Origin of the sequence: Streptomyces sp. NPDC059909 (genome assembly GCF_042730885.1) — a bacterium.
GTDB lineage: Bacteria > Actinomycetota > Actinomycetes > Streptomycetales > Streptomycetaceae > Streptomyces.
The window spans coordinates 1,782-26,735 of the sequence record NZ_JBHWKX010000021.1; the positions used below are offsets into that span (position 1 = coordinate 1,782).

At 69.2% G+C, this 24,954-nt stretch carries 22 protein-coding genes and 4 pseudogenes; 15 read left to right on the forward strand and 11 right to left on the reverse strand.

Annotated features, from left to right (window positions below):
* The first annotated feature begins 211 nt into the window (after positions 1-211).
* Entirely contained in the window at positions 212-541 is a 330-nt protein-coding gene (locus ACFV9O_RS16495; protein WP_385417951.1) for a hypothetical protein, read from the forward strand.
* A gap of 59 nt (positions 542-600) precedes the next feature.
* Here the strand turns inward: ACFV9O_RS16495 and ACFV9O_RS16500 are convergent, their stop codons facing one another.
* Positions 601-996, reverse strand: coding sequence for a transposase (locus ACFV9O_RS16500; RefSeq protein ID WP_385417953.1), 396 nt, complete (start codon positions 994-996; stop codon positions 601-603).
* 194 nt (positions 997-1,190) lie between these two features.
* Positions 1,191-2,648: an MFS transporter gene (locus ACFV9O_RS16505; RefSeq protein WP_385417956.1), complete on the reverse strand. Its 1,458-nt coding sequence runs from the start codon at positions 2,646-2,648 to the stop codon at positions 1,191-1,193.
* 60 nt (positions 2,649-2,708) lie between these two features.
* Between ACFV9O_RS16505 and ACFV9O_RS16510 the strand changes: the two genes are divergently transcribed.
* A complete protein-coding gene (locus ACFV9O_RS16510; RefSeq protein ID WP_385417959.1) occupies positions 2,709-3,188 on the forward strand; it encodes a winged helix-turn-helix transcriptional regulator in 480 nt (159 codons plus the stop codon).
* A gap of 23 nt (positions 3,189-3,211) precedes the next feature.
* Here ACFV9O_RS16510 and ACFV9O_RS16515 read toward each other — a convergent pair.
* Positions 3,212-3,336: pseudogene (locus tag ACFV9O_RS16515) on the reverse strand (IS110 family transposase); the annotation flags it as partial.
* 326 nt (positions 3,337-3,662) lie between these two features.
* On the opposite strand from ACFV9O_RS16515, the pseudogene ACFV9O_RS16520 reads away from it, so the two are divergent.
* From ACFV9O_RS16520 to ACFV9O_RS16535, 4 genes and pseudogenes are all read left to right on the forward strand, one after another.
* Positions 3,663-3,974 (forward strand): annotated as a pseudogene (locus tag ACFV9O_RS16520) (cytochrome P450); the annotation flags it as partial.
* A gap of 231 nt (positions 3,975-4,205) precedes the next feature.
* A pseudogene (locus tag ACFV9O_RS16525) lies at positions 4,206-4,405 on the forward strand (transposase family protein); the annotation flags it as partial.
* Between the two features lie 125 nt (positions 4,406-4,530).
* Positions 4,531-5,004, forward strand: a complete 474-nt coding sequence (locus ACFV9O_RS16530; RefSeq protein ID WP_385417962.1) for a carboxymuconolactone decarboxylase family protein — start codon at positions 4,531-4,533, stop codon at positions 5,002-5,004.
* Between the two features lie 157 nt (positions 5,005-5,161).
* Positions 5,162-6,085 (forward strand): RNA polymerase sigma-70 factor, encoded by a 924-nt coding sequence (locus ACFV9O_RS16535; protein ID WP_385417965.1) that lies wholly within the window; start codon positions 5,162-5,164, stop codon positions 6,083-6,085.
* Between the two features lie 44 nt (positions 6,086-6,129).
* Here ACFV9O_RS16535 and ACFV9O_RS16540 read toward each other — a convergent pair.
* Positions 6,130-6,517: pseudogene (locus ACFV9O_RS16540) on the reverse strand (transposase family protein); the annotation flags it as partial.
* A 139-nt stretch (positions 6,518-6,656) separates the two neighbouring features.
* Positions 6,657-7,082 carry a DUF6223 family protein gene (locus tag ACFV9O_RS16545; RefSeq protein ID WP_385417967.1) on the reverse strand — a complete coding sequence of 142 codons (426 nt, stop codon included), beginning with the start codon at positions 7,080-7,082 and terminating at the stop codon, positions 6,657-6,659.
* Between the two features lie 256 nt (positions 7,083-7,338).
* Here ACFV9O_RS16545 and ACFV9O_RS16550 point away from each other — a divergent pair, with 256 nt between their 5' ends.
* Positions 7,339-8,466, forward strand: a complete 1,128-nt coding sequence (locus ACFV9O_RS16550; RefSeq protein ID WP_385417969.1) for a sensor histidine kinase — start codon at positions 7,339-7,341, stop codon at positions 8,464-8,466.
* Complete coding sequence (locus ACFV9O_RS16555; RefSeq protein WP_385417972.1) at positions 8,463-9,161, forward strand: response regulator; 699 nt, start codon at positions 8,463-8,465, stop codon at positions 9,159-9,161. Before ACFV9O_RS16550 ends, ACFV9O_RS16555 begins: the two co-directional genes overlap by 4 nt.
* On the opposite strand, the gene ACFV9O_RS16560 is transcribed toward ACFV9O_RS16555, so the two are convergent.
* The 3 genes from ACFV9O_RS16560 to ACFV9O_RS16570 are packed head-to-tail and all read right to left on the reverse strand — an operon-like array spanning position 9,142 to position 12,918.
* A complete protein-coding gene (locus ACFV9O_RS16560) occupies positions 9,142-9,669 on the reverse strand; it encodes a hypothetical protein (RefSeq protein WP_385417975.1) in 528 nt (175 codons plus the stop codon). The genes ACFV9O_RS16555 and ACFV9O_RS16560 overlap by 20 nt on opposite strands.
* Positions 9,666-10,382: a hypothetical protein gene (locus tag ACFV9O_RS16565; RefSeq protein WP_385417978.1), complete on the reverse strand. Its 717-nt coding sequence runs from the start codon at positions 10,380-10,382 to the stop codon at positions 9,666-9,668. The genes ACFV9O_RS16560 and ACFV9O_RS16565 overlap by 4 nt, the downstream gene beginning before the upstream one ends.
* A 55-nt stretch (positions 10,383-10,437) precedes the next feature.
* Positions 10,438-12,918, reverse strand: a complete 2,481-nt coding sequence (locus ACFV9O_RS16570) for a Tox-REase-5 domain-containing protein (RefSeq protein ID WP_385417980.1) — start codon at positions 12,916-12,918, stop codon at positions 10,438-10,440.
* Between the two features lie 357 nt (positions 12,919-13,275).
* Here ACFV9O_RS16570 and ACFV9O_RS16575 point away from each other — a divergent pair, with 357 nt between their 5' ends.
* The 7 genes from ACFV9O_RS16575 (at position 13,276) to ACFV9O_RS16605 (ending at position 21,807) form a co-directional block, all read left to right on the forward strand.
* Positions 13,276-14,850, forward strand: coding sequence for a polymorphic toxin-type HINT domain-containing protein (locus ACFV9O_RS16575; RefSeq protein ID WP_385417983.1), 1,575 nt, complete (start codon positions 13,276-13,278; stop codon positions 14,848-14,850).
* The gene (locus ACFV9O_RS16580) at positions 14,850-15,269 is read left to right on the forward strand and encodes a hypothetical protein (protein WP_385417985.1); all 420 of its coding nucleotides are present in this window, start codon (positions 14,850-14,852) and stop codon (positions 15,267-15,269) included. Before ACFV9O_RS16575 ends, ACFV9O_RS16580 begins: the two co-directional genes overlap by 1 nt.
* Positions 15,266-15,655, forward strand: a complete 390-nt coding sequence (locus tag ACFV9O_RS16585; RefSeq protein ID WP_385417988.1) for a hypothetical protein — start codon at positions 15,266-15,268, stop codon at positions 15,653-15,655. The genes ACFV9O_RS16580 and ACFV9O_RS16585 overlap by 4 nt, the downstream gene beginning before the upstream one ends.
* Positions 15,656-16,000: 345 nt before the next feature.
* A complete protein-coding gene (locus ACFV9O_RS16590; protein ID WP_385417991.1) occupies positions 16,001-17,422 on the forward strand; it encodes a Hint domain-containing protein in 1,422 nt (473 codons plus the stop codon).
* Positions 17,422-17,811, forward strand: a complete 390-nt coding sequence (locus ACFV9O_RS16595; RefSeq protein ID WP_385417993.1) for a hypothetical protein — start codon at positions 17,422-17,424, stop codon at positions 17,809-17,811. Before ACFV9O_RS16590 ends, ACFV9O_RS16595 begins: the two co-directional genes overlap by 1 nt.
* A 365-nt stretch (positions 17,812-18,176) precedes the next feature.
* A complete protein-coding gene (locus tag ACFV9O_RS16600; protein WP_385417995.1) occupies positions 18,177-20,726 on the forward strand; it encodes a Flp family type IVb pilin in 2,550 nt (849 codons plus the stop codon).
* 19 nt (positions 20,727-20,745) lie between these two features.
* Positions 20,746-21,807, forward strand: a complete 1,062-nt coding sequence (locus tag ACFV9O_RS16605; protein WP_385417998.1) for a hypothetical protein — start codon at positions 20,746-20,748, stop codon at positions 21,805-21,807.
* Between the two features lie 4 nt (positions 21,808-21,811).
* Here ACFV9O_RS16605 and ACFV9O_RS16610 read toward each other — a convergent pair whose 3' ends face one another.
* From ACFV9O_RS16610 to ACFV9O_RS16620, 3 genes are read right to left on the reverse strand one after another with little or no spacing between them, the layout of a single operon-like run.
* The gene (locus ACFV9O_RS16610; protein ID WP_385418000.1) at positions 21,812-22,261 is read right to left on the reverse strand and encodes a DUF3592 domain-containing protein; all 450 of its coding nucleotides are present in this window, start codon (positions 22,259-22,261) and stop codon (positions 21,812-21,814) included.
* A 28-nt stretch (positions 22,262-22,289) separates the two neighbouring features.
* A complete protein-coding gene (locus ACFV9O_RS16615) occupies positions 22,290-22,868 on the reverse strand; it encodes a hypothetical protein (RefSeq protein WP_385418003.1) in 579 nt (192 codons plus the stop codon).
* A 13-nt stretch (positions 22,869-22,881) separates the two neighbouring features.
* Positions 22,882-24,891 carry a hypothetical protein gene (locus ACFV9O_RS16620; protein ID WP_385418006.1) on the reverse strand — a complete coding sequence of 670 codons (2,010 nt, stop codon included), beginning with the start codon at positions 24,889-24,891 and terminating at the stop codon, positions 22,882-22,884.
* Between the last annotated feature and the right edge of the window lie 63 nt (positions 24,892-24,954).

Sequence of the window (24,954 nt, forward strand, 5' to 3'; positions counted from 1 at the left end):
TTGGGGGGGCGCGTCGTGGTACAAAGGGTGTCAGATGGGGGAGAGGGCTTTGCTAGTTTTGTTGTTAGGGTCGGTGGCTCGGAGGCCGGGGGGCCCCTTTGGCCGGGGCGAAACGGAACCCCGGGCCAGGGCATCCTGCCCATGTGAGGCCGCGCGTTCCCAGCAAGCCTCGCCCACGGAGGCCCGCTGGGCCCGACAGGAGGATCACACAGTGACCAGGAACCTCGACGGCATGGCCGCCCAGGACGGCGCACGTGTGCCGCCTGAGCACATCCCAACCGCCGTCACCGCAGGAACCCTCCTCTACAGCGACGGCGCGACGCAGACCTTCGACCCCGACGGAGCCACCCGCTACCTCGAGGCCGGGCGCCAGACGGAGGGGACGTGGACCGTAGACGAGAGCGGCCACTTCAGCTCCTTCTGGCCGCCCTCCTACCGGGCCTCCTACGATCTCCGATGGGTAGTGGAGCAGGGGCAGATCGTCGGCCTCCGGTTCACGGACCTCAACAGCGGAGCCCGCTTCGACGGCCGCTACCAGTAACGACTGGGTCGGCGATTGAGGCCGGGACGTACTCTCCTGGCGGTTCGGCTGGTGGTTGATCAGCAGGTGCTCTGTCGGGCGAGCACCAGTTCGGTGCTGTGGGAGGGCTGGGTGGCCCGCTGGGCGGCGCGGTCGGAGACCAGTCCCGCGATGGCGCTGTGTGTCTCGGCGTAATCTTCGCGGCGCCCGGTGTAGTGCTGCCGCCACTGTCGCATTTCGGCGTTGGCGTGCTCGACGACGATACGGCGGGAGGACTGACGGCGGCGCATCTCGCGCCAGGCCCGCTTGTCGCCTTCCGGCGCGTCGTCCTTGGGCTTCTTCGGCGGGGCGGTGACCTGGCCGGGGAACTCGTTGGCCAGGCCTCGGTAACCCTCGTCGACCTCGGCTTTCACCTTCAGGTGGAGGCGCAGTTGCTCGGCGATGCCCTCGGTGCCCACGGCGGTCTGGTCGTGCATGCGCACCGGCCGGTCAGCGCCGTTCCACAGGGTGCGGCCCTTGGTCGCTGATGGTGGTGGTCTTGATGGTGTTCTACCTGTGGGGCCGGCCCACCCAGCAGGCATGCCGCCCTGCTGACCGCCCGCCCCGACGCCCGTCGTGTCCGAACATCGGCACGGCCCCAACTGCCGCCGAACGAAGGGAAAGTGGTCGGTCAGGACGCGTCCGTCAGAGCCTGCGCATCCGCCTCGGGCTCCTTCGACGCGGCGGACGCCGTCCGGCCCGGGCCGCCGCCACGGCTGAGGTGCACACCGAACGCCGACGTCGCCAGGCCCAGTACGGCGGCTACGCACCAGACGATCCGGAAGTCGTGAAGTGAGGCGGCACCGACGTGGGAGCCGATGACCGCGACCAGGACAGCGACGCCGACCGTGGCCGAGATCTGGCGGACGGAGTTGACCAGCGCCGACCCGGTCGCCGCACGGTGCCCCGGCACGGCGTGCACACCGGCAGCGACCAGAGTGCCCAGGGCCAGACCGACACCCGCACCGGTCAGCAGCTGGCTGGGCAGCATGTCACGCAGATAGTCCGGCGTGACGGACGCGAAGCACGCGAGCCAGACCATACCGCCGGTGAACAGCAACCCGCCCGCGGCGACCAGCGGTCCGTGCCCGAAGCGCTGCGCGGCGCGGGCGGTCAGAAGGGTGACGACCGGCACGAGGGCGGGACCGGGGGCCAGGGCGAGACCGGTGCGCAGCGCGCTCCAGTGCCAGACCTCCTGGCACCACAGCACGTTCGACAGCAGCATGATCGCGAAGGCGACGCCGAACACGAGGCTGCCCGCGTTCGCCGCTCCGAAGCGCGGCAGCCGCAGCAGGTCCAGCTCGAACAGCGGGCGGGGGTGCCGCAGGGACCTGAGGACGAACGCGGCGCCGCTGATCACGGCAACGGCCAGGAGCAGTACGGTCCTGCCGCTCGTCCAGCCCCAGTCGGGAGCCTGAACCAGCACCCCGGACAGCGCCGCGACCGAAAAGATGACCAGCAGGGCGCCGAGGAGGTCGGGCAGCGGGCCGGCCTCCCGGGCGGTCGGCTTCGGCAGGACCGATCGGCCGGCGACGAGCGCCGCGATGCCGATGGGCACGTTGACGGCGAAGATCCACCTCCAGTCCACCTCGGTCAGGAGGCCGCCGGCGACGGGCCCGGCGGCCGCGGCGAGTCCGCCGACCGCAGCCCAGCTCCGGGTGGCCTGGATACGGCGCTCGGCCGGCACCGTCGCCAGCAGCAGGGCCAGGGACGTCGGAATCTGGGCGGACGCCCCGACGGCCTGCACCACCCGGGCCACAACGAGGGTCCCCAGGTTCGGGGCCAGGGCACAGCCCAGCGACGCGAGGGTGAAGACGGCGATCCCGGTGAGGAAGACCAGCCGCTGGCCTATGCGGTCACCGGCACGCCCGGCCACCACCAGCAGCGCGGCGAAGGTGATCGCGTAGGCGTTGAGGACCCAGGACAGCGAACCGAGAGTCGCGACCCTGCCGCCCCCGGAGAAGGTCTCTCCCATGGCCGGAAGCGCGACGTTGACGATCAACAGATCCAGGTTGGTCATGAAGACGGCCACCAGGACGACTGCGGCGGCCGTTCGAGGGTGCTTTGAAAATTGAAGCAACATAGCCATGGCGCAAGCCAAGCACGGAGTGATTTGGAAATCAAACCCTGCCGGGGTGATACTGGGGCCATGACCGCGCGCATCGATCCCCAGGACATGGTCGGACGCCCCTGCTCGCTCGCTGCCGCCCTGCAGATCATCGGCGACCGATGGGCCCTGCCGGCGATCCGCGAGGTCATGCTCGGCAATCACCGGTTCCGGCAGATCGCCAGGAACACCGGCGCCCCCACGGACCGCCTGGCGGCGCGCCTGAAGGCGCTGGTGGAGAGCGGTGTCCTCGAACGGCGCCCGCTGCCGGACGACGCACGCTACAGCGGCTACTACCTGACGGAGGCGGGGCGCGATCTGGGGGCCATCACCCGCGAGCTCATCGGCTGGGGCGACCGCTGGGTCGTCACCGCGCCGCCCAGCCGGATCCGTCACCGGGACCACGAACTCGTCACCCACACGGTCTGCGAGACCTGCGGCGAGCAGGTCCACGGCGAGGACGTCCACCGGGAGGAGCTGAGCCCCGGCTGGGACCCGTCCGGCCCGGTGCAAGCCCCGTAGACCGTGCTGTGGTCGTCGATCGCGCCCTGGAACGGGCTTGTGCTCTCGGCGCGGTCGTCGGCCGGAAAGTCCCGCGGATCTCCCGGTCGTTGTCCTTGATCCGCTCGTCCAGGGCCAGGAGCTGGTGGGCCAGGTCGCGTACCGGTTTCGCATCGACGAGCGTCACCGCGAGCCGCACCCGACCGGCACCCCACGCCAGGACGTCGCTGTTGGGCTGTGCGCCGGCCTGGTGCGGCGTCGTCATGCGGTGATCTTCCATACGCTCTGGACATCGCGGAGATCGTGCGCCGACTTCAGGAGGGACACGAGACCCATCACGCCAGGAGGGTGCGCCAGCGATCGGCCGACTCCATCATGTCCTCGATGACTCGCTCCAGGAACGTCCCCACCCTGGCCAGCCGCTGCCCCATGGGCGTGTCCAGCCCGAGCGTCTCGGCCGCCGCCATCGCGGCCTGCGCCGACTCGAGCCTCTGCGGCCAGACCATCGACGCCGGCACGACGGTCGTCCTGTCGTACAACACCGCCAACCGCGACACCGAGCGCTTCACCGATCCCCACGTGCTCGACCTCCACCGGCAGGACGGCGGGCACCTGGCCTTCGGCCACGGCATCCACCTGTGCCTGGGTCAACAGCTGGCCCGCATCGAAATGCGGATCGCCCTCTCCGCGCTGATCAACCGCTTCCCCACGCTGCGCCTGGCCGTACCGGCCGAAGAAGTCGGCCTGCGCCCGGAGACCGCGGACATCTATGGAGTGAAGAGCCTCCCGGTCACCTGGGACGTGTGACCGCGAACCGGTGACGGGTGAGTTCGCGTACGGTCGCCCGTCACCGCTGCGGTTGCTCGCCTGCGATGATCGCGCCCGCGTCGCCCTGGCCGCGCCGCAGCTCGAATCGCGGGCGCCCAAGTGTCAGGCGTCGGTGCCGGACGTCGACGGCGGCGACGTTGGAGAGGGACGCCTCGGTGCCGGCGGCCGGAACGGCGGACGCGCGAACGAAGACACCGGAGCACATCAGCGCCACCGCAGCTGCCGCTGGAGGACCGGGTGCTGCTGGTGGACGCGTACTGGCGGAACTACCTGACGCGGCGACAACCGGCCACGTTGTTCGGGGTGTCGACGTCGCGGCGGCGGACCGGGCCCTCGACCACCTCGGACCGGAGCTCGCGCTCCAGCCGCGGCGCCGCTTCCTCAAGGACGCCGTGCTGATCGCGGACGGCGAGTACTTCGTCGGCTGACGTGCGCCGGCGGCGGGGAGACACAGGTCACATTCGTCCATGTCACAGGGGGTCGGGCTACCCCGTCTCAGGGGGTGTAGCCACTGACGACCGCAGAGGAGCACACCATGGACGCGCGACTGAACTTCTTCGCCGACCCGACCGCCGGCAAGGCCCTCAAGTACGTCATGTCGGCGGGCAAGGCGCTCAAGGACTCGCCGCTGCCGACCGCGACGCAGGAGCTGGTGTCGCTGCGCGTGAGTCAGATCAACGGCTGCGCCGTCTGCATCGACATGCACACCAAGGAGGCCGCCGCAGCCGGCGAGACCTCGGTGCGGCTGAACCTGGTCGCGGCGTGGCGGGAGGCCGCGGTCTTCACCGAGGCCGAGCGTGCCGCGCTGGAGCTGGCGGAGGAGGGGACCCGGGTCGCGGACGGGGCCGGTGGGGTCAGCGACGAGGTGTGGGCGTACGCCGCCGAGCACTACGACGAGGAGCAGCTCACCGCCCTGGTGATGCTGGTCTCCTTCATGAACATGGCGAACCGGCTGAACATCATCACCCAGCAGCCGGCCGGCAACTACGAGCCCGGGCAGTTCCACTGAACGGCATCAGCAACTGGCTCGGGGTCCGGCTGCGGGCTCCGGGCCCCCGGGCTCGGGGGCGTTACCCAGCCCTGCCGGTGGTCCGGATGATCACCAGAAGATGCCCGCGTCGGCGAGTACGGCCGACTGGGAGGGCTTCAAGGGGAGGGGATCCGGCGTGAGCAAGGTCGAGGAGTTCGAGGAGCTCCGGCCGCTGCTGTTTTCGATCGCCTATCGGATTCTGGGCAGTGTGGGTGAGGCCGAGGACGCGGTGCAGGAGACATGGCTGCGCTTTGACGGCTCGTCGACCCGGCCCACGTCGACCAAGGCTCTTCTGTCGGCCGCGGTGACGCGGATCTCGATCGATGTGCTGCGCTCCGCGCGGGTGCGGCGGGAGGAGTACGTGGGCCCGTGGTTTCCCGAGCCGCTGCTGAGCGATCCGTATCAGGATCCGGCGCGGTCGGTGGAGCTGGCCGACTCGGTGTCGATGGCGGCGCTGCTGCTGCTGGAGCGGCTCAGCCCGCTGGAGCGGGCGGTGTTTGTGCTGCGGGAGGTCTTCGCCTTCGGGTTCGACGAGGTCGCCGCGGCGGTGGGACGGTCGGAGGCGGCGTGCCGGCAGCTGCTGGTGCGGGCGCGGCGGCATATGGAGGCCGGGCGGCCGCGCTTCGAAGCGGACCGGCGGGAGCGGCAGGAACTGGCGACGCGGTTCTTCGACGCGCTGAAGGACGGCGATGTGGGCGGGCTGCAGGATCTGCTGGCCGCCGATGTGCAGCTGGTCGGCGACGGCGGCGGCAAGGCCCCGCAGCTGGCCAGGGCCGTCATGGGCGTCGAGAACGTGGCCCGGCTGCTTGCCTCCGTCTTCCCCCGGATGGCCCGGATCGGCGTGACGTTCGAGCCGCACGAGGTCAACGGCCAGCCGGGCGCGATCTTCCGCGACAGGGACGGCAAGGTGCTCCACACCCTGGCGCTCGATGTACTCGACGGGCACATCCAGACGATCCGCTCGGTGATCAACCCCGACAAGCTCGGGCACGTGGGCCCAGTAGCGGATGCCTGGGCAATCGACCGCGAGGTGAAGCAGGCCCGTCGGCAGCCGAACTGACCTCGAGAAGTGGTCAAGGCCGACTCGTTCACCTGCAGCTCATGTCAGCGGCCGCAGGGTGGCCGGTTCGCCTGCCCGGCGAGGTCGAGGTTGTGCAGGCGGGCGATGCCGCGCATCACGTGGTGCACGCCGTCGCCGCGAAGGCGGAAGATCTTCCAGGTCTTCATGCGGGCGAAGACGTGCTCGACGCGGGCCCGGACCTGCTGTGGCTCTTGTTGTGCGCCTGCTTCCGGTCGGGGAGTTCTTCGTCCTTGCTGCTGCTGCGGCGGCGAGGGAGGACCAGTCCCGTTCCGCGGTCTTCCCGGCGGCGTCCTTCGCTCCGGACCGGGCCCAGGCCCGGCAGTCGTTGCGGTTGCCCGGCAGTGGCCGGCCGACCACGACCACCAGCCGGGTGTCGGCGTCGACGACCAACTGATGGTTCGTCGAGTTCCGTGAGCAGGGTGAAGCCGGCCTGGCGCCCAAGAAGGGCCCTCGCGCAAGTCACAACTCGCGGCCCCTGCCCGCCGGAACACCCAGGAGGGGCAGGAACCACAGCACGGGCACTACCCGGCACCACGGCCGGGTCAGCCGGTCAGCCGGTCAGCACGGTGCGGCGGGAGCGGGCCAGGGCCAGCCCACCGATGACCATGGCGATCAGCCCCACCACCAGGGCCACGATGGCCCCGCCCCGCCCGTTGCCGGTGCCGATACCACCGTCGGAGGTGGTCACAACCAGCCCACCGAGGGCCATGCCGATCAGCCCCGCCGCCAGGGCCACGATGGCTCCGAGCCGCCCGGAGCCGGTGCCGAAACGACCGGCGGGGCGGGCCAGGGCCAGCCCACCGATGACCATGCCGATCAGCCCCAGCACGGCGGCCACGGAGGCGCCGAGTCGCCCGGCGGTCATGGTGTACACACTGGCGGCGGCCGGCTGGACCGAGACGTGCGCGGTCGCCGGTGCGGCAAGCAGGAACACCCCGAGCAGGGCAGTTCCGGCCGCGGCGAGCACACGTCGCACTGACGTCAAGGCTCCTGATGAGCTCATGTCCCTCTCCTCATTCGTGCGTCTCGTTTCCGAGCTTCGGATGTCTCCTGATCATGTCGCCGGGCGCACCGGCGGTCGTCCTGCAGACGGATGCACTTGGCGCTGCCGCCCATGGCGTACCCGGTTGCCGCGGATGCCGCAGGCGCCGCGGAGGTACTGCGTGCGCGGTAGGCGGCCGCTCGTCCCCGAGCCGGATTCACCCGCGGCAGCATCCGGCTATGGTGCGCGCATGAGCACAGGACGGTCCGATGTCCGGGCGGTTGTCGGAGACTGGGCGATCGCCGTCGGAGTGGCGGCGACGCTGCTGGTCACCGGGCTGTCCGGGCAGCACTCCGCCACGAACCTCGACCTGCTCGGCTACGCGCTGCTGACGGCCGGCGGCCTGGCGCTGGCCGCGCGCCGCCGGGCTCCGGTTCCCGTCCTGGCCGTCACCGGACTGTCCGCGGTGGGTTACCAGGCGGCCGGTCTCGACGTGCCTGCCGTCGCGTACCTGTTCGCGGTGTACGCAGCCGTACGGGCGGGACACCGCACCATCACGGTGGCGGCGAGCGTGACCATGCTGGCCGCTCTCCCCCTCGCGGCCCTGGCCTCGGGCCTGCACGACACGGGCGAGGCGTTCGCGCGCGCCCGAGGCGCTCTCGAGCTGGCCTGGCTGATCGCGGCCGGCGCCGCGGGTGAAGCGCTGCGGCAGGCCGAGCGGCGGGCGGACGAAGCCGAGCGCACCCGGGAGGAGACGGCGCGGCGCCGCGCCGACGAGGAGCGGCTGCACATCGCGCGGGAGCTGCACGATTCGCTCACCCACCAGATCTCGATCATCAAGGTGCAGGCCGAAGTCGCCGTCCACGTGGCCCGCAGGCGTGGCGAACAGGTGCCGGAGGCCCTGTTGGCGATCCAGGAGGCCGGACGTGAGGCGTCCCGGGAGCTACGAGCGACCCTGGAGGCGCTGCGCGACGACGACACGACCCCGCCGCGTGGGCTCGACCACGTCCCGGAACTGGTGGAACGGGCCAGTACGGCCGGCCTGGACGTGACGCTGACGATCGAGGGACAACGACACGACGTGCCGGCCGCGGTGGACCGGACCGTCTACCGGATCGTTCAGGAGTCGCTCACCAACATCGCCCGGCATGCCGCCGCCGGCACGGCGTCGGTCCGGATCGACTGCCGTCCGGACGCCCTCGCGATACGCATCGATGACGACGGCAAGGCCACACCGGACATCGCCCCGGTACCCGGCGTCGGGCTGCTCGGGATGCGCGAACGAGTCACCGCCCTCGGCGGTCGCCTGCGCGCGGAACCGCGCGGCGAGGGCGGCTTCACCGTCCAAGCCGAACTCCCCGTGGACCAGACGTCATGATCCGTGTCCTGCTGGTCGACGACCAGCCGCTCCTTCGCAGCGGATTCCGCGCGCTCCTCGACCTCGAAGACGACATCGAGGTGGTGGCCGAGGCCGGCGACGGGAAGGAGGGCCTGGCTCTCGTCAGGGAACACCTGCCCGACGTTGCGCTCATCGACATCCAGATGCCGGTCATCGACGGCATCGAGGCGACCCGGCGCATCGCCGCGGACCCGGCCCTGGCCGGGGTACACGTGGTCATCCTGACCAACTACGGCTTTGACGAATACGTCTTCAACGCACTGCGCGCCGGCGCAGCCGGATTCCTCGTCAAAGACATCGTGCCGGAAGACTTCCTCCACGCCGTACGCGTCGCCGCGCGCGGCGACGCCCTGCTCGCACCGTCGATCACCCGCAAGCTGATCAACCGGTACGTCACCCAGCCGCTCCGCACAGGCGCCGAAACGGGGCTGAAAGAGTTGACCAACCGGGAACGCGAGGCCGTCGTCCTGGTCGCGCAGGGCCTGTCCAACGACCAGATCGCCGATCGCATGGTGATCAGCCCAATGACCGCAAAAACCCACATCAACCGGGCCATGGCCAAGCTCCACGCCCGTGACCGCGCCCAACTCGTGGTCCACGCCTACGAATCCGGCCTGGTAGCCCCACGTGGCGCCGGGGCAGATCCGGTACGGATCACTCGTCCAGCTCGATGATCGGCCGGTCGCTGACGACCGCTGCAATGATCATCGGGGCATCGCCGTCGGACTGGTTCAGCGAGACCGCAACCCACCGACCGTTGGTGGCCGAGCCGGCCGGTACAGGTCCCCACACGGCGAGATCGCCGAGGAGGTCCTCGTCGCACAGCGCTTGGAACAGCGCGGGCATGGGTTGGTCTTCGATGTTCCGGAAGATCGGTACGCGCATGCTCACCGGTCGATGGGAGCCCCACCGGCGATCCAGTTCCTCGACGAGATCCGCGAGTTGAGCTTCGGCCGCCTCCTCCGCGTCGTTCCACTCGGGCGCGTACACCCCCGTGAGGCTGTCGCCCTCCCAGAGCGGGACGCTCACAAAGCCCTCGCCTCTGGTCACCGTCCATTCCCCGGAGACCGGGTCCCCCTCGGTGACCGTCGGCCCGGTCGCGGGTACGGGCTCGGCCAGCAGGGCCTCGATCTCGGCCGCGGCCTGACCGGTTTCGAATGTCTCTCCGGCCCGGGCGGTCACAGCGCGGCCCGGTCCATCGGGTGGGGCAGCGGTTGGAGTGCGCCGGCCTCCCGCAGTCGCAGGTAGGCCTGGACCACGGTCTCGGTGTCGCCGCGCTCGGCGATCTCGAGGAGGACACCTCCGCCGCGCAACTCCGTGCGGGCGGCCGTCAGGTCGGCCGGCACCTGGGCTGCGCGGCCGGGGGACAGGTAACCGATCCAGCCGACGGAAGGCTCACCGACGGTGAAGCCGGCGTCGTCCTCCAGAGCATCGAGCACGTCGTCGTCGATCACGCTGCCGAAGTCGGGCCGCCATGCCTCGGCGAGAGCGGTGAGCAGTTCGACGTCGGGGATCTCGGCATCGTCCGGCGAGCTGACACCGATGATCATTGCTTGGAGCAGGGACTGCGACGTGCCGCCCGCCCGGCTGCTGATGTCGATCTTCCAGCCCGGCTCGCCCGTGATGACGAGACCCAGCCCGTATCCAGTACGGTCCGACCAGGCGTCGTCCTCCTGTTCCGCGCGCAGGGCGGCGAGGAGGGACTTCTCGTCGGACCGCAGCTCGGTGGCGGGGCCGGACGCATGGATGTGCTGCCAGGTCCACACGTCGCTCGATCCGGATCCGGCCGCGGGGAGAAGCACAGCCAGCTGATCCAGCATCTGCTTCCACCGTGCGGCCAGCGCCTCGGTCGACTCCTCCCGGGGCCCCCAGGCGCCCCGCACCACACGTCGCATGTCCTGCCTCCGTTGCCTCTCGGTCTCCGGTCCGCCCACATCCACCTTCGTCACGCTAGTCGAAAGCCTCCGGCTTCTTCTCGCCGGCTGTCGGCTTCTGCTTGGTGTAGATGACCTTGATCGGCATGTCCGCCTCTCGGAACGCCTTCCGGGCGGCCTTGGCCACATCCGGGTCGGAGAAGTGCCATTCGACGGCACGGCCATTGGCCGCATCGAGCTGCCCCTGCGCCTCCTTGATGAACTTCTGCTTGCCCGATTCGGTGAGCGTGCCCTTGTCGGACTTGGAGAGGTAGCTCTTGTAGCCGTTCTTGGCCTCGAGGAAGGTCTGCCTGCCGGAGTCCCAGCCGTCGTACTCCACGGGCGGTTTGCCCTCCGTGGGGTGCGCGACGATGTACTCCTTGCCGCGCTTCGTGCCGGTGATCTGCTCCTGGTAGCGGAGCCACGACTCGTTCTTCCAGTTGGGCTTGGGGTTACGGTCCCGGCTGCCCCAGTAGCCGTCGCCGTTGTCGGCCGCGCCGAGCTCCGGGTCGTTCAGGTCGTCCGCCCAGTCGGGGTCGTTGTAGTTACGAGGGTCGGAGGTGTCGTTCTTCTTCGCGTCGGGCCACGGCTTCTTCTTCGCCGCGGCCTGGGCCGCGCGGTCCTTCTCCTCGGCGCGCTTCTTGGCCGTCCATGCCTCCCGCTCCTTCTTGCGCGCCTCCTCCGCCTTGGCCTTGGCCTCCGTGTCGCAGCCCTCGTCGGCCAGGATCACCCGAGGTGGCGGGCCCGCGGCGAGTACGCCGGTACCGGAGCCCCCGACGCCCGTGAATCCGGGGCGCGGCGGGGGCCCGAAGGCGATGGTGCAGCCCGTCTTACGGGCCTTCTCCTCGGCCTCGTCCGCCGCCTCGTCGGCCTCCTTCGCCGCCTTCCGGGCGCCTTCGACGTCGCCGGCCTCGGCGGCCTTACGGGCACGGCGCGCCGCGTCGCCCGCATCTGCGGCGGCCTCGGCCACCTCCCCGGCGACCTTGCCCAGCTTGCCGAGTTTGCCGAGTTTGCCGACGACCTTCGCGACGTCGTAGCCCGGGATGAACATGGAGCCGACGTTCCAGACGACGTCGGTGACGGCCCGGGTCTTCTCGCCGTTGTTCCAGCGGTCGCGCACCTCGTCGCCGACGAAGATGTCGTCGCCGACCTTCACGACGGTGTTGAGCGAGGCGCCGCCCCAGTCGCCGAGAGCGCCGAGGTAGTCGCCGTTGTCCCACTTCTCGCCGGCGTCCTTCGAGTCCTCGGTCCACTGGTCGCCGAGCTGGCTGCCGTAGTCGGCCATGCCGGACCAGGTTTCGGGCTTGAAGAGGTCGACGATGCCGGCGATGTCACCTCCGATGCCGTCGACGAAGACGCCCTTGACTACCTGGGTTCCGCGGTCCCAGGCACAGCCGAAGAAGCCCCAGCCGCCGCAGTCCTCTTCTTCGCCGGCGTCACCGCCGTCCGACTCCTCGGAGTCGTCGGTGTCGGAGGCAGGGATGTCATAGGCCGCTTCCGGCTCCTCGTGGGTCTCGGGGTAGGTGTCCCCACCACCGCCGGGGCCGCCGGTCGTTCCGCCGTCGGGTCCGCCGCTGGTGCCGCCGTTTGCCCCGCCTGTGGAACCGCCAGTTCCGGTCGAGCTGCCGCCCGTGCCACCGGTCGAGCCGCCATCCGCGCCACCCGTGGTGGTGCCTCCGGTCGCGGTCGAGCCGCCCGTGCTGCCGGTCGTACCACCGGTCCCGGTCGTACCACCGGTCCCGGTGGTGCCTGCGGTCCCGGTCGAGCCGCCCGTGGACCCGCCGGTGTCCGCGTCGCTCGAATCGCCTGGATCGCCTGAGCCGTCGGCACCCTCCGAGTCTTCGCCGTCACCGGCTTCCACGGTCGTGGCGCCGTCGTCACCACAGTCCGAGCCCCCGCCGATCCGGCACACCTGGGCGCCGATCTTGGACGTCAGTTCCTGGCCGATCCCGGTCGCCACCAGCCCACCGATGATCGCGGCGACCACCAGGACCAGACCGAGGTACTCCAGGGCCGTCTGGCCCCGGTCCCGCCGCCAGGTGATCATGTGGGAGAGCGAGAACTCGGGCTTGTCCTCCCGCTCCCGCTCCGGCAGTTCGAACCACTGACGGCTCTCCGTCTGCAGGAGGAACAGCAGGATCAACGCCGGGAGGAAGAGCTGGCTGAAGCCATGTGCCGACCCGTCGCCGATGTTGGCCAGGCCGCCGAGGATCAGCCACCCCTGTACGGCGACGAGGCCGATCCACACGCCCCTGCCGCCCGTCCAGACACGCCGGCCGAGCAGCCAGCCCACCACTCCGGGCGCGGCGCCGTACAACGCGAGACCGATGAGCAGACCGCCCATGGCGTCCGACGCGAGCGCCGAGCCGAACAGGCCGATGCCGCCCAGCACCGTTGCCCCGAACAGGACGTGCAGCAGTACACGCACGACCCGGAGTTCGCGTGGCAGTCCCCGCCGCCCCGCGCCGGACGCCGGAACGGCGCCTCCGTAAGCAGGTATGCCGCCGAACGCAGACATGTGTGACCCCAACTGGTGCTGATGCCGAGCAAAGTGAAGACCAGTCAGGCTATGACCCGACTCCCTGCGACGTCGTGGGCCCCAGGGCCCAACCTCAGGCCCAAGCGGTACTCATCGTTACGTGTACGTGCATTTCGCGAGGACGTGATGGAGGGGAGAGCGTTGCGGGTCCGGCGATTTGAGACCTGTTTTGGGCCCAAGAGCCCACGACGTGTGGCAACTCCGAGGTCTAGCGTCGTGCGTATGTCACTAGCGGGGGTTGCACGGCGCGTTCGCCGGCGAGTACGAGTGCTGGGGCCGCGCACGGAGGTTCGGCTGCTGGGTCTTCGGCGGCATCGTGACCGTGGTCAGGGTGCGTTGGAGTACCTGGGTCTGGCTCTGGTCGTGGTGGCGATCGTCGGTGCGTTGGTGGCGACGGGGATCGGTGCGGAGCTGACGCAGAAGATCGCGGCGCAGGTGTCGTGCATCGGTGGTGGTGAGTGCGGTGGTGGGGGCGAGTCCGAGGCGGACGGCGCCGGTGGCACGCAGGGGAATCCCGCGTCCGACACCGGCGGTGGCAGCGGTGAGGCCCCCAAGTCGCAGGAGCAGCTGGACTATGAGAAGGCGCTGAAGGAGCTCCAGGACGCGCAGGCGGACGAGAAGTCCGATGCGGACAAGGCGAAGGAGGCGGCGAAGGAGCTCGCGAAGATCCTGGCCGAGGAGCTCGGTATCAAGGATGCCTTCGACTGCATCACCAAGGGCGACATGGGCGCCTGCACGGAAACTCTGATCAACATCCTCACCAGTTTGATCGGTGGTGCGGTGGGGAAGCTGGCGGCGAAGTACGGGGCGCCGTGGAAGTGGAAGAAGGCCGCCGAGCTGATCCAGAAGCTCAAGAAGCACGGCGGGGATCTCTACGACGGCATCAAGGGCCTGATCAAGAACCGCAAGAAGGTCGCGGACGCCCAGAAGAAACTCGACGACGCCAAGAAGAAGTGGGATCCGGAGAAGCAGAAGAAGCCGGACGAGAAGAAGCCCGACGACAAACCGACCAAGTGCGCGACGCCTCACAGCTTCCTGGCTGGCACTCCCGTACTGCTGGCCGACGGGACCCGCATCCCCATCGAGACCGTACGCGTCGGTCAGTGGGTCACTGTCACCGACCCGGACAGTGGGCTGACCACGGCACGCCGGGTCACGGACACCATCACCACCCATGACGACAAGGACTTCACCCGCCTGACCGTCCGGACGGGCACGGGGCCGGCGGCACTCACCGCCACCGACACGCACCCCTTCTGGGTCGCGGGCCAGGGCGGCCGCTGGGTAAAGGCGGGGGAGATCAGGACGGGCGCCGCCTTCCTGACCCCGTCGGGCGGAACGCTGCAGGTCACGGGCGTCGAGCGCTATTCACTCCGCCAGACGACCTTCGACCTCACCATTGAGGGAATTCACACCTATTACGTCGGTGTGGGCGGGCAGAACGCACTGGTCCACAACAACGATCCTTGTGAGAACCCCGACTACGACGAAGATCCGAACTACGGCATCACGGACGAGGCGCACGAGAAGATCGACAAGGCGCACGGTACGAAGGTCGCCGACGGTGTGGACTACAACGTCAAGCGGATCAAGTCCAAGGACCAGCCGGTGCCCGGCGAGACCCCGGAGGAGGCGGCCAAGCGGATCAAGAACGCCGAGGACCACATCATTCCTGGGACGAACGGCGACCCGACGAAGATGGCGGAGTACTTCGCCAAGTTCAAGGACAAGAAGTTCAGCCACCACGACTCCCGGCCGCCGGACCCGTCGAAGCCGAACTCCCAGGCGGAGGCGCTCTACGATGAGGAAAAGGGCGTGGTGATCCTCAAGAACGGCACCATGATCCACGGGTACAAGTTGTCCAAGGAAGAATTCGACCGGATCTATACGAAGGGACCGAAGCCCAGCTGATGGAGACCGAGGTAGTGATCCGGCGGGCCGAGGGGACCGGGGACGGGAGTGCCGGCGGGAGCTATGTGCTCGTGCTCCCGGACGATCAGTTCCATCTGCTCCGCCGGGCGGCCGTCGTGTTCGCCGCTCAGGAGCAGTCCCCGGCCGCCAGGGCACTCGTACTGGGGTCCTGGGACGTGAGCCTGGACGCACCGCTTCAGCTCGCGCTTCCTTACGACGACGTCGTTCCCGGTCCGGTCACGCTGACCTTCGCGCAGCTCCACGCGCTCCACGCCATCCTCACCACGCTGCCCACCTCCTCCGTCTGGACGGAGGAGGAATTCGTCGGGAGGGTCGGGGACTTCAGGGAGACGCTTCTGCGGCTGGCGAGCGGCCTGAGGTGGGGGATCGCGGTGCGGACGGGCGAGGCGGGCGGATGAGGGCGCGCGTACCCGTTCGCCGTGCGGAAGGGGGCGAGGGCTGGCTGGTGCGGCTGACCCCGTCCCAGCTCGATCTGCTGGGGAGGTCGGCCGGCGCGTTCGCCGAGTTGGTGCCGGACGAGGCCCAGCGGGACTTCGTACTCGGGCCGGAGGGCGCATCGCTTGCGACGCTGTTCGCGATCGAACACGATCCCGACCACTCCTCGGACGTGCGAGCGACGGACGGCCAATTGAGGTCCATGCACGCGCTGTTGGTCACGCTGCTGGCCCTGCTCCCGTCGGAGCGCGAATGCGTGGAGAGACTCGGGTACTTCCGGGCGAATGTGTCCGATGTGGCGCTGGGGCTCCGGCACGGCTACGGCAAGGCGGCTGTGGAACGGGGCTGAGGGGGGGCGCCCGCGTGTGCCCGCTGATGGTGTCGGCTCCGGCAGCGCCCGCGGCCCCGGGTCGTCACCCGCATTTCCTTCCGTCGTACTCCAGGGCCGTCCGGCCCCGGTCGCGCCGGTTCCTTCGCCCCGGGCGGGACGCCGGAAGGGTTTCGCCGTAAGGAATTTGAGACCTGCTTTGGGCCCAGGAGCCCACGACGTGTGGCAGTTGCCAGGTCTAGCGTCGTGTGTATGTCACCAGCGGGGGTTGTGCGGCGTGTTCGCCGACGGGTTCGTGTGATGGTGCCTCGGACGGAGGCTCGGCTGCTGGGTCTTCGGTGGCATCGTGACCGTGGTCAGGGTGCGTTGGAGTACCTGGGTCTGGCTCTGGTCGTGGTGGCGATCGTCGGTGCGTTGGTGGCGACGGGGATCGGTGCGGAGCTGACGCAGAAGATCGCGGCGCAGGTGTCGTGCATCGGCGGCGGCGAGTGCGGTGGCGGGGGTGATGAAACCCAGGCGGACGGCACCGGTGGTACACAGGGGAACCCCGCGTCCGACACCGGCGGTGGTAACGGCGACACCCCCAAGTCCCAGGAGCAACTGGACTACGAAAAGGCGCTCAAGGAACTCCAGGACGCTCAGGCCGCGGAGAAGTCGGACTCCGACAAGGCGAAGGAAGCGGCCAAGGAGCTCGGGAAGATCCTCGCCGATGAGCTCGGTATCACCGATGCGCTCAAGTGCATCACGGAAGGCGACATGGGCGCCTGTACCGAGACCCTGATCAATGTGCTGCTGAGCCTGATCGGTGGCGCGGTGGGCAAACTCGCGGCGAAGTACGGGGCGCCGTGGAAGTGGAAGAAGGCCTACGAGCTCATCAAGAAGCTCAAGAAGCACGGCGGGGATCTGTACGACGGTCTGACGGGGCTGCTGAAGAATCGCAAACGCGTCAAGGACGCGGAGAAGGCCCTCGAGGAAGCGAAGAAGAAATACGACCCGGAGAAGCAGAAGAAGCCGACCGAGAAGAAGCCCGACGAGAAGAAGCCGGACGACAGCCCGACCTGCCCCGCAACCAGGCACAGCTTCCCGCCCGGAACCCGTGTACTCGTCGCCGGCGGCCTGAGCGTCCCGATCGAGGCGCTGCACATCGGCGACCAGGTCGCCGCCTCCGACCCGGCCACCGGATTCACAACTCTGCGCACGGTGAGCCGCGTCATCACCACCTATGACGACAAGGACTTCACCCGGCTCGGCACGTCCGCCGGCACCGTCACCGCCACGGACACGCACCCCTTCTGGCTCGTCGACGAGCGCCGCTGGGCGGACGCCGGGGAGGTCGAGGCCGGGGATCTGCTGCGCATGCCGGCCGGCGGCACTCTCGCCGTCACCGCGGTTCACCGCTACACCCAGCGGCAGACCACGCACGACCTGACCGTCGCCGGCCTCCACTCGTACTATGTGCTCGCGGGGCTCGCCCCCGTCCTGGTGCACAACAACGACTGGTGCACGGACGAGATGCGCCTCGAGGACGCCGACGACATCGCCGATGGGCACGCGGGCAGCAAGCACGCGGGGGACTTCCCCGGCATGTCGGTCGACGATCTCCGCAAACTCACCAAGGACGTGATCCAGAATCCCTCGCGGACCAAGGACCTGGGCAGCGGCCGGAAGGCGTTCCTCGGCAAGGACGGCACGACCATCGTGATCCACGACCCCATGCATCCTGACGGCGGGACGATCTTCCGGCGGGACCCGGGCTCGCTCGAAGAGTATTGGGAAGGACTGAACTGATGGCGGGACGAGACGTGCCGGCGAGTGAACTCCTCGCCGAGGACGAGATCGCACTGCTTCGGCGGGCGCTCCTGGAGTGGGGAGGGCCTGCCCGGTGCAGCGATCAGCTCGCCGTCGGCATGGGATTCGCGTCCATGCAGGATCTGCTCGACCAGTGCCGCAGGCTGCGGGCCGCACTCGCCGACGATGTCGCGCTTGCCCCGGTGGACTGGGCGCGCACTCTCCTGGCTACGGAGATCGTCTTCGTCAGCGACCTCGCGGGCACCGGCTTCGAGTGGCGAACGACCACGGGGCTCGACGACGAACGGACCATCAGGACGCTGCGGTCGATCCAGCGGAAGCTGGCCAGGACCGTGAGGCGCTACTACGGGCAGACCCCGACCGGATGACGGCGGTACGAACGCGGACGGGCGTCCCGTGCCCCAACGGCACGTACCGGCAGTCCTGGATGAGCGATTACCTACAGGAGCTGCTGGGCGACGGCCCGCTGCCGGGGCCGCCGGACGACGATGGGCCGAAGTGAGTGAACTCACCTCCCATTGACGGCCTTTGGGTCCCAGGGCCCAAGATCCACACCTGGGTTTCGCATTAGCGTGCGAGTATGAATGGTGCGGTTGGGGGCTGGGCAGAGTCTGTTGCCCAGGCGGCGAATGTAAAGTCAGGAGTATTCACGGGGAGTTGGGGTCCAGGGGGCGACGTGCCGCCCGGCTTCCCGGTTCGCGGTCGCACACCGCTGCCTCGTCAACTGCTCCGGGTGCAGGGACTCCAGTGGGTGCAGGTCGCGCTGACCCTGGTGTACGTCCTGACCGTGCTGTCGATGGTGTCGTACTACAACGGCGAACTGTTCGGCATCCTGCTCTACGACTCCCTGCCCAGCATCATCGGGGTCTGTCTCGCCCATCGCGCATGGCGCGGAGGACGGTGGGTCGGCCGAGGGCTGGTCATCGTCCAGTGCTGGCTGCTGTGGCTGGCGTTCATCTCCCTCCTGCACTTCGACTACCGCGGCATCTCGCAGACGGCGATTCCGGGCGTCGTGATCGTGCTGCTGCGCACACCTGAGGTGCGCGCGTGGTTCGACCTGGAGGTCGACGAGCGGGAGCGGCCGCGGTCCTTCCGTATGGAGCGGATGATCCGCTGGCGGCGGGACCAGGGCCAGACGGCCATGGAGTACCTCGGCCTGGTCCTCGTCGTCGCCGCGATCATCGGCGGGATGGTGGCGACCGGGATCGGCTCGGAGCTCACCAGCAAGATCGCCGCGCAGGTCTCGTGCATCGGCGGCGGAGAGTGTGGCGGTGACGGTGACGCCGGCGGCACGGGCGGCGACGGGAACACCGAAGCCGGTGGCTCGGCCGATGGCGAGGGTGAGCAGACCGGCGGAGCTGGCGGAACCGGCGGAACCGGCGGAGCTGGCGGAACCGGCGGAGCTGGCGGAACCGGCGGAGCTGGCGGAACCGGCGGAACCGGCGGAACCGGCGGAGCTGGCGGAACCGGCGGCACAGGTGGCTCCGGCGGTGCCGATGGCGGCGACGGCGCCACCGACGGGGCCGCGTCCGGTGAGAACGACTACTCGACCATGAGCGGCGACACCATCCCCGTCGCGCCCGGTCCGCTGGAGCGGGAGGTCGACCCCGAGGACTTCAAGGACGACGGCACCGAGCGCCTGATCCCGGAGGAGCGCCACGACAGGACCGTCTGGGATCACACCCGAGGCTTCGTCATGGCGCCCTTGGTCGGCTTCTTCAACGACACGGTCGCGTTCGCCGCCAATCCGAAGAAGACGATCGAGGACACCTGGGAAGGTCTCGAGAACTACAGCCAGGACTGGTGGAAGAAGAACCGGCCGAGCGTCGGCGAGAAGTGGAAGAAGGGCGACAAGCTCGGCGCCTCATGGGACGCCTTCACGGGCGGGTTGAGCTTCACCAAGGACTTCGCCGTCGACATGTTCGTCGACAAGGAGAACTGGAAGAAGGGCAACTACGGCGCCTCTGCCGGCAACACCATCCTCGGCGTCATCGGCATCTTCAGCCCCAAGACCCTGAAGAAGTTCAAGAAGCTGGGCGACGTCGGCGGCAAGAGGGACTTCCCGGACACGCCGAACGGCCGGGCCGCGGAGTCCGCGCAAAAGGCCAGGGACGAAGCCAAGCGCGGCGACCTCGACCAGGCCCTGAAGCACGCCAACGAGGCGCAGCGGCACGCCGACCATGCCCGCCGTATTGCCGACAGGGATCAGAAGAAGCAGTGCAAGGGTCTCGCGCTGGCCTCGGCGCAGCCGGCCGCGGCGAACACCGGCGGCCCCCGCGGCGTGACGACGGCGACGTTCGCCGTCCACCGAGGGGGAACCACCAACGGAATCGTCCGGACGGGCACGAACCTCTGCGGCGATGACGACGACGACGTCGTCGAGGCCAACAAGGCCCAGAGGGAGGCCCTCAACGCCCGCGCCGACGTCCTGCGCGAGGTGCTGAAGCAGGCCAAGAAGGACGATGTGCACGTCCAGACCAAGGCGCTGGACGACTTCCTGGCCCGGGCCAAGGACGATTCCATGTGGGACCAGAAGGAATACACGAGCAAGGAAGCGGCCGACGCGCTCGATGACGTCACCAAGCTGGTGCAGCGCAAGAACATCGACGGCCTGAGCCGCGAGAAGCTGGCGTACAAGGTGCTGAACTCCCCGAACAAGGACAAGCTCGCGGAGAACCTGGCCGAGGCCAACGCCACCCGCAGGATCGCCGAGAACGAGGCGGCGGACGGCACCACGGTCTACTCGGGCCCCGGCGACAATGCGAAGAACCCGAAGCACAGCGGAGAACTGCCCGACGGCAATGGCGGCACGATCGACGTCTCCGGTATCCCGGACGCCGATGTCGCCTACCGCGGCAAGGACGGCAAGGTTCATGTCGTCGAGGTCAAGAACAGGGCCAACGCGACCACGCAGCCGTCCCTGCCCGAGCAGGTCAAGCGGCTCGGCGAATGGCAGAAGAAGGAGCCCGGCCGGCAGGCACGCTACGAGATCGAGAGCACCGACAAGTGGACTCAGATCTTCGAACAGTTCAACTACAAGAAGCAGAGCAAGACGGAGAAGCGGGAAGGCAAGCCGAAGGTCCGGCCGCCGGGCAACCCGGCGCTGGAGATGGCCAAGAACAACGTCGGCGCCCGGATCGCGGGGCAGGACGTGTCGCCGTCCCAGCTCAAGCAGATGGAAGCGGCGTGGAACGGCAAGTCCGACGCGGAGAAGGCCGAGGCCATCCAGTCCGGCAAGATGAAGGATCCGAAGACAGCCATGGAATACCTGGGTGTCTCCTGACGAAGGGACGGGCCACCCCATGAGTGTGCGGCGGCAGCTGGACGACCTCGCCCAGGTGCTCGCGGAGCTGCCGCCGCCCACCACGGGCTGGACCGAAGAGCTCTGGGAGCTGTACGAGAAGACCGAGGGGGAGCCGGATCTGCCCCTCACCGACGCTCAACGGCAGCGCTTCACGGCACACCGGACGTGGGAGAAGCTGACCGGTCGCGCCCACGAGCTGTTCCGGTCGGTCCGCGGCGGACTGGAGAGCGATCCCTCGCTCCCAGCCGCCGAGGTGGCCCGTGCGGCGGAGCTGGCCGAGTCATGGTTGCGTACCGCGCCGGTGGTCACCGACGCCGTCTGGCTCCTGTACGGCCTCGGGGCCCCGTACGGCGAGGCGGCGCTGCTGCGCCTGGTGGGCGACGGCTCGGTGGACGAGTACGCTCGTTTCCTCGCCCGGGAGCGGCTGCTCCAGTTGCGCCGGGCCCGCTATCGGGCGCGGGCGGCTGAGCCGGTCAGGGACGACGAGGAGCCGCTGCTTCCCGAGCCCGCCCGGCGGTGGGGCAGCGGCCTGCCCGATGCGCCGGAGATCTTCGTGCAGGTCAGGGCGCTGCTGCTGAGCCTCCTGCCCAATGACCGGCTGGAGTTCCCGGAGCCCCCGCCCGAGTGGGACGGGGACTACGACGAGGACTGGGACGAGCGTCCACAGTGGCTCGACATCCGGAACGTGCTGCGTGACCTGATGCCGTCGCCGCGGCTCGTCACCCGGCAGCGGATGACCGAGGCGCGGCGCGAATGCGAGCTGCTCGGCCTTGACGCCGATGACGAGGACTTCACGGAGCGGTGGACCGCGCGGATCGCGGCGTGGCTGGCCGAGGACGTCTTCGACTGGCTGGTCGATCACTCCGCCAGGACGCTGGAAGCGGCCGCCCCGTGGGCGGCCGATCTGGCGGAGTCTTACGTGCGCCGGGGTTTCGGGGCGGGCAGCGCCGTACGTCTGCTGTGGGCCGTGGACGAACTGCCGGGCAGCCGTGAAGCGCTGGACAGGATCGCGGCCGACGAGTCCGTGCCGCCCGAGGTCCGGGAACAGGCGCGACGGTAGACGCTCACACCCAGCCCCGCACCGCCACGAACCCGTACAGCAGCCCCAGCGCGAGCACTCCCAGCCCCACCGCGAACGCGGCCGGCACCAGGAGCGGGCCCCAGGCTCCGGGCCCGGCCACCGTCGCCCGCTTGTCCGGGGCCGCCGGATCGTACGAGACGCGGATCGGGGCGCCGACCTCGAAGCCGAAGGGGCCCGGCGCGGAGTCGGTGAACTCGACGTCGCGGCCGTCGCGCGTGCGGAAGGCGAAGACGTACTCGGTGGCGTAACGGTGCTCCATGCCCGGGCCGCGGTCGACCATGCGGCGCTCGGCGCACCGCCCCTCGGCATGCTCGCCGCGCCGCACGAGCCACAGGACGCGGCGCAGCCGAAGGGCGGAGCGGACCGCGAAAGCCCCGAAGAGGAGGCCGAGGAGAAGCAGGAGCGTGGCTCCGCCACCGGGAAGGATCTGCATCGCTGCCTGCCTTACGTCACGGCCTGGGCTACTTGACGGTGATCGACTCCACGAACGTATCGAGTTCGTCCTCGCTCAGGGCATCCTTCACCGCGTTGATCCGTACGAGGAAGGGGACCCCCTTGGAATCGACCCCGGCCACCATGACACCCGTCATGCGCGTCCCCTGCTCCGGGGTCCGCTCCTCGCCGCTCGACGTGAACTCGTAGTTGATACGGCGTGCCTGTCGCGCGCTCTCCTCGCCGTTCAGCCGCACGTCGCTGGTGTCCTTGCGCGTGGCTCCGATGCCGATCACCGCGCCCGCCGCGGATGCGGCCTCCGCCGCGTCGTCCACGCCCGTGGCGAAGTTCAGCTGGACGGACACCATGCCGGTGCGCAACCCGCCCTCCTCCTTGAGCGCGACCGCGGCGTTGTGCTTGCTGCGCTCGGCGGCCGGCTGCTCCTTGTAGCCCTCCTTCGCCGGGTAGCCGACGGACAGGCTCTTGGTGTCGAGCGTGTCCCAGCCGTCGGGGAGAGCTGCTGCGTCCGTGCCGCCACCGCAGCCGGTCAGCAGGGCCAGGGAGAGGGCGGCAGCCGTCGCGCCACCGAGCGCCCGGAAGTTCTTCATCGTCCTTACGTCCTTACTTCGCGCAGTAGCTGTACGGCAGGTAGGAACGCTTGTCGCCCTGCGGGGCGCCGAGGAACTGGGCGTCCGTCAGTGTCTCCTTCTTGTGCTCGTCCGAGATGGAGAACCCGAGGCTCATGCCCAGCGAGACCTCGAAACCGAACTCCTGGGCGTCCGTCTCACCGTGGTAGTTCATCGTGCTCGACAGACCGTCCTGGAACATCATCTGCTCGAAGGGGTCGTTCCCCTCGGGCTTCTTCTGAAGCGACTCGTCGCCGAACATGTACTCGAACGGAGCGGTGTTGTTCCCGGAGCCGTCGAGCCACTTCTCGGCGATGGCCCTCTTGTCCTCGCTCGCCTGGTCGTCCTCCTTGCCGAAGACGATCGAGTTCGTCTGGACCTCGATGCCGGTCGGCCCGGAGGAGTCGTTGACGCTGCCCTTGCCGCCCCGCTTCTCGTCCTTCTTCTTTCCGTTGTCGTGACCGACCTCGGTCTTGTCGGACGTCTGCGTGCCCTCGAACGTCTTCGTCATGTCGATACGGACCAGCTTGCCGGTCTTCTGATCGCGCGTGACCGTGATGGCGCCCGTGTAGGAGTCCTTCGCGCCGGCCGTGCCGCCGAGCGGACCCGCCTCGCCGCTGACCTTGCCCTCGATCTCCAGCTTGGCGGTGTACGTGTACGACTCGTTGCCGTTGACGTCGTCCTTGGTGATCGTCACGTCGGGCGAGAACTTGGCCTTGCCGCCCAGTTTGGCGCCCAGCTTGGTGTCGTCGCCCGCCTTGAGGCCGAGCCCGCCGTCCGCCTGGACGTAGGCGCCGATCGTCGAGTACGAGATCTTCTTGTCGCCGATCTGCTTCTCGATCGCTTCCTTCTTCTCGCCCCACTTGTTGGCGGCGTACCAGTTGCCGCCGTACGCGCCGCTGTGCGTCATCGAGGTCTCCCACATCTTCATTTCCTCGATGTCGTCTCGCATCTTCTTGGCGTCCTCCTCGCTCTTGAAGACCCAGGTGTCGCCGTTCGTCACCTTGATGCCGGCGCCGAGGTCGACATCGGCCTTGCCGAGCTTGCCGAGCTTGATGCCGGGGGTGGAGCCGTTGACGCCCGCGGAGGCCGCGTCGGTGAAGGTGAGGTGGACCAGCTTGTCGTTGCCGTCGACCTTGCCGTCCTCGTTCACATCGGTGTTCGCCTGGGCGACCTTCTGCTGGAAGCCGTACTCCTCGCCCCACTCGAACCAGCCGATCTTCACCTTGCCGCCCGCCGTGTCGGAGACGCTGGAGACCTGGCACAGCTTGGGCTCGTAGTCCGCGTCGGTCTTGGGCTTGGCGGTGCCGTCAGGTCCCTTGGCGCAGTTGCCGCCGCCGGAGCCCGTGAGGGAGGTGATGGTGCATCGGATGCGGTCCCCGATGCTGCCGCCGATGCCCGCCGCGGAGACCGCGAGGATCAGGGCGACAACGACGACGATCACGCCGAGGTACTCGAAGGCGGTGGCACCGCTGTCGCGCCAGGTGTACGGGTACGCCGCCGGTGAGCGGTTGTCCGCGCCCCGCCCCTCCAGCAGCCGGTCGAGCGCGAGGCCCGTGGCGGTGCCGGTGGCGAGGGCCACGACGGGCATGAAGACGCCCTCGGCCGAGAGCAGGTCCCAGGACACGGTGTAGCCGTAGACGAGGCCGGCGAGGGGCACGGCGAGCGTGGCGAGAAGACGGGTGGCGAGGGAGTCGCGCTGCGGTTCGGGGAGTACGCGGGCGGCGGCCAGCACGGTCAGCGTGATGGTGAGGATGCTGGGAACGTGCAGCAGCGCGAGCCGCCAGCCGAAGGTCTCGAGCCGTTCGGAGGTGGCGAGGGGCTCCAGGAGGGCCTTGGCGGAGAGCAGCCCGCAGGCGAAGTACACGATGATGGCCGCTGCCCAACTGCGCATCAGCGCGAAGAAGGAAGCGGAGCCACCTGGGCCGTGCCGTCCGGGTGGTACGTACCCGCCGCGTCCGTATCCGCTTCCGCTTCCGCTGCCCCACGCCCCGCCACCGCTCACGGCCGTACCTCTCTCGTCTCCGAAGCCCGTACTGCTTCCGTGCATGCCTGCGCGGCGCGAGCG

Bases quoted from the DNA above. Each gene is read 5' to 3' on its own strand.
- ACFV9O_RS16585 (WP_385417988.1), top strand. From the start codon at position 15,266: ATGAGGGCGCGCGTACCCGTTCGCCGTGCGGAAGGGGGCGAGGGCTGG.
- ACFV9O_RS16565 (WP_385417978.1), bottom strand. From the start codon at position 10,382: ATGCGACGTGTGGTGCGGGGCGCCTGGGGGCCCCGGGAGGAGTCGACC.
- ACFV9O_RS16595 (WP_385417993.1), top strand. From the start codon at position 17,422: ATGGCGGGACGAGACGTGCCGGCGAGTGAACTCCTCGCCGAGGACGAG.
- ACFV9O_RS16500 (WP_385417953.1), bottom strand. From the start codon at position 996: ATGCACGACCAGACCGCCGTGGGCACCGAGGGCATCGCCGAGCAACTG.
- ACFV9O_RS16610 (WP_385418000.1), bottom strand. From the start codon at position 22,261: ATGCAGATCCTTCCCGGTGGCGGAGCCACGCTCCTGCTTCTCCTCGGC.
- ACFV9O_RS16550 (WP_385417969.1), top strand. From the start codon at position 7,339: ATGAGCACAGGACGGTCCGATGTCCGGGCGGTTGTCGGAGACTGGGCG.
- ACFV9O_RS16605 (WP_385417998.1), top strand. From the start codon at position 20,746: ATGAGTGTGCGGCGGCAGCTGGACGACCTCGCCCAGGTGCTCGCGGAG.
- ACFV9O_RS16570 (WP_385417980.1), bottom strand. From the start codon at position 12,918: ATGTCTGCGTTCGGCGGCATACCTGCTTACGGAGGCGCCGTTCCGGCG.
- ACFV9O_RS16530 (WP_385417962.1), top strand. From the start codon at position 4,531: ATGGACGCGCGACTGAACTTCTTCGCCGACCCGACCGCCGGCAAGGCC.
- ACFV9O_RS16505 (WP_385417956.1), bottom strand. From the start codon at position 2,648: ATGGCTATGTTGCTTCAATTTTCAAAGCACCCTCGAACGGCCGCCGCA.
- ACFV9O_RS16555 (WP_385417972.1), top strand. From the start codon at position 8,463: ATGATCCGTGTCCTGCTGGTCGACGACCAGCCGCTCCTTCGCAGCGGA.
- ACFV9O_RS16510 (WP_385417959.1), top strand. From the start codon at position 2,709: ATGACCGCGCGCATCGATCCCCAGGACATGGTCGGACGCCCCTGCTCG.
- ACFV9O_RS16580 (WP_385417985.1), top strand. From the start codon at position 14,850: ATGGAGACCGAGGTAGTGATCCGGCGGGCCGAGGGGACCGGGGACGGG.
- ACFV9O_RS16615 (WP_385418003.1), bottom strand. From the start codon at position 22,868: ATGAAGAACTTCCGGGCGCTCGGTGGCGCGACGGCTGCCGCCCTCTCC.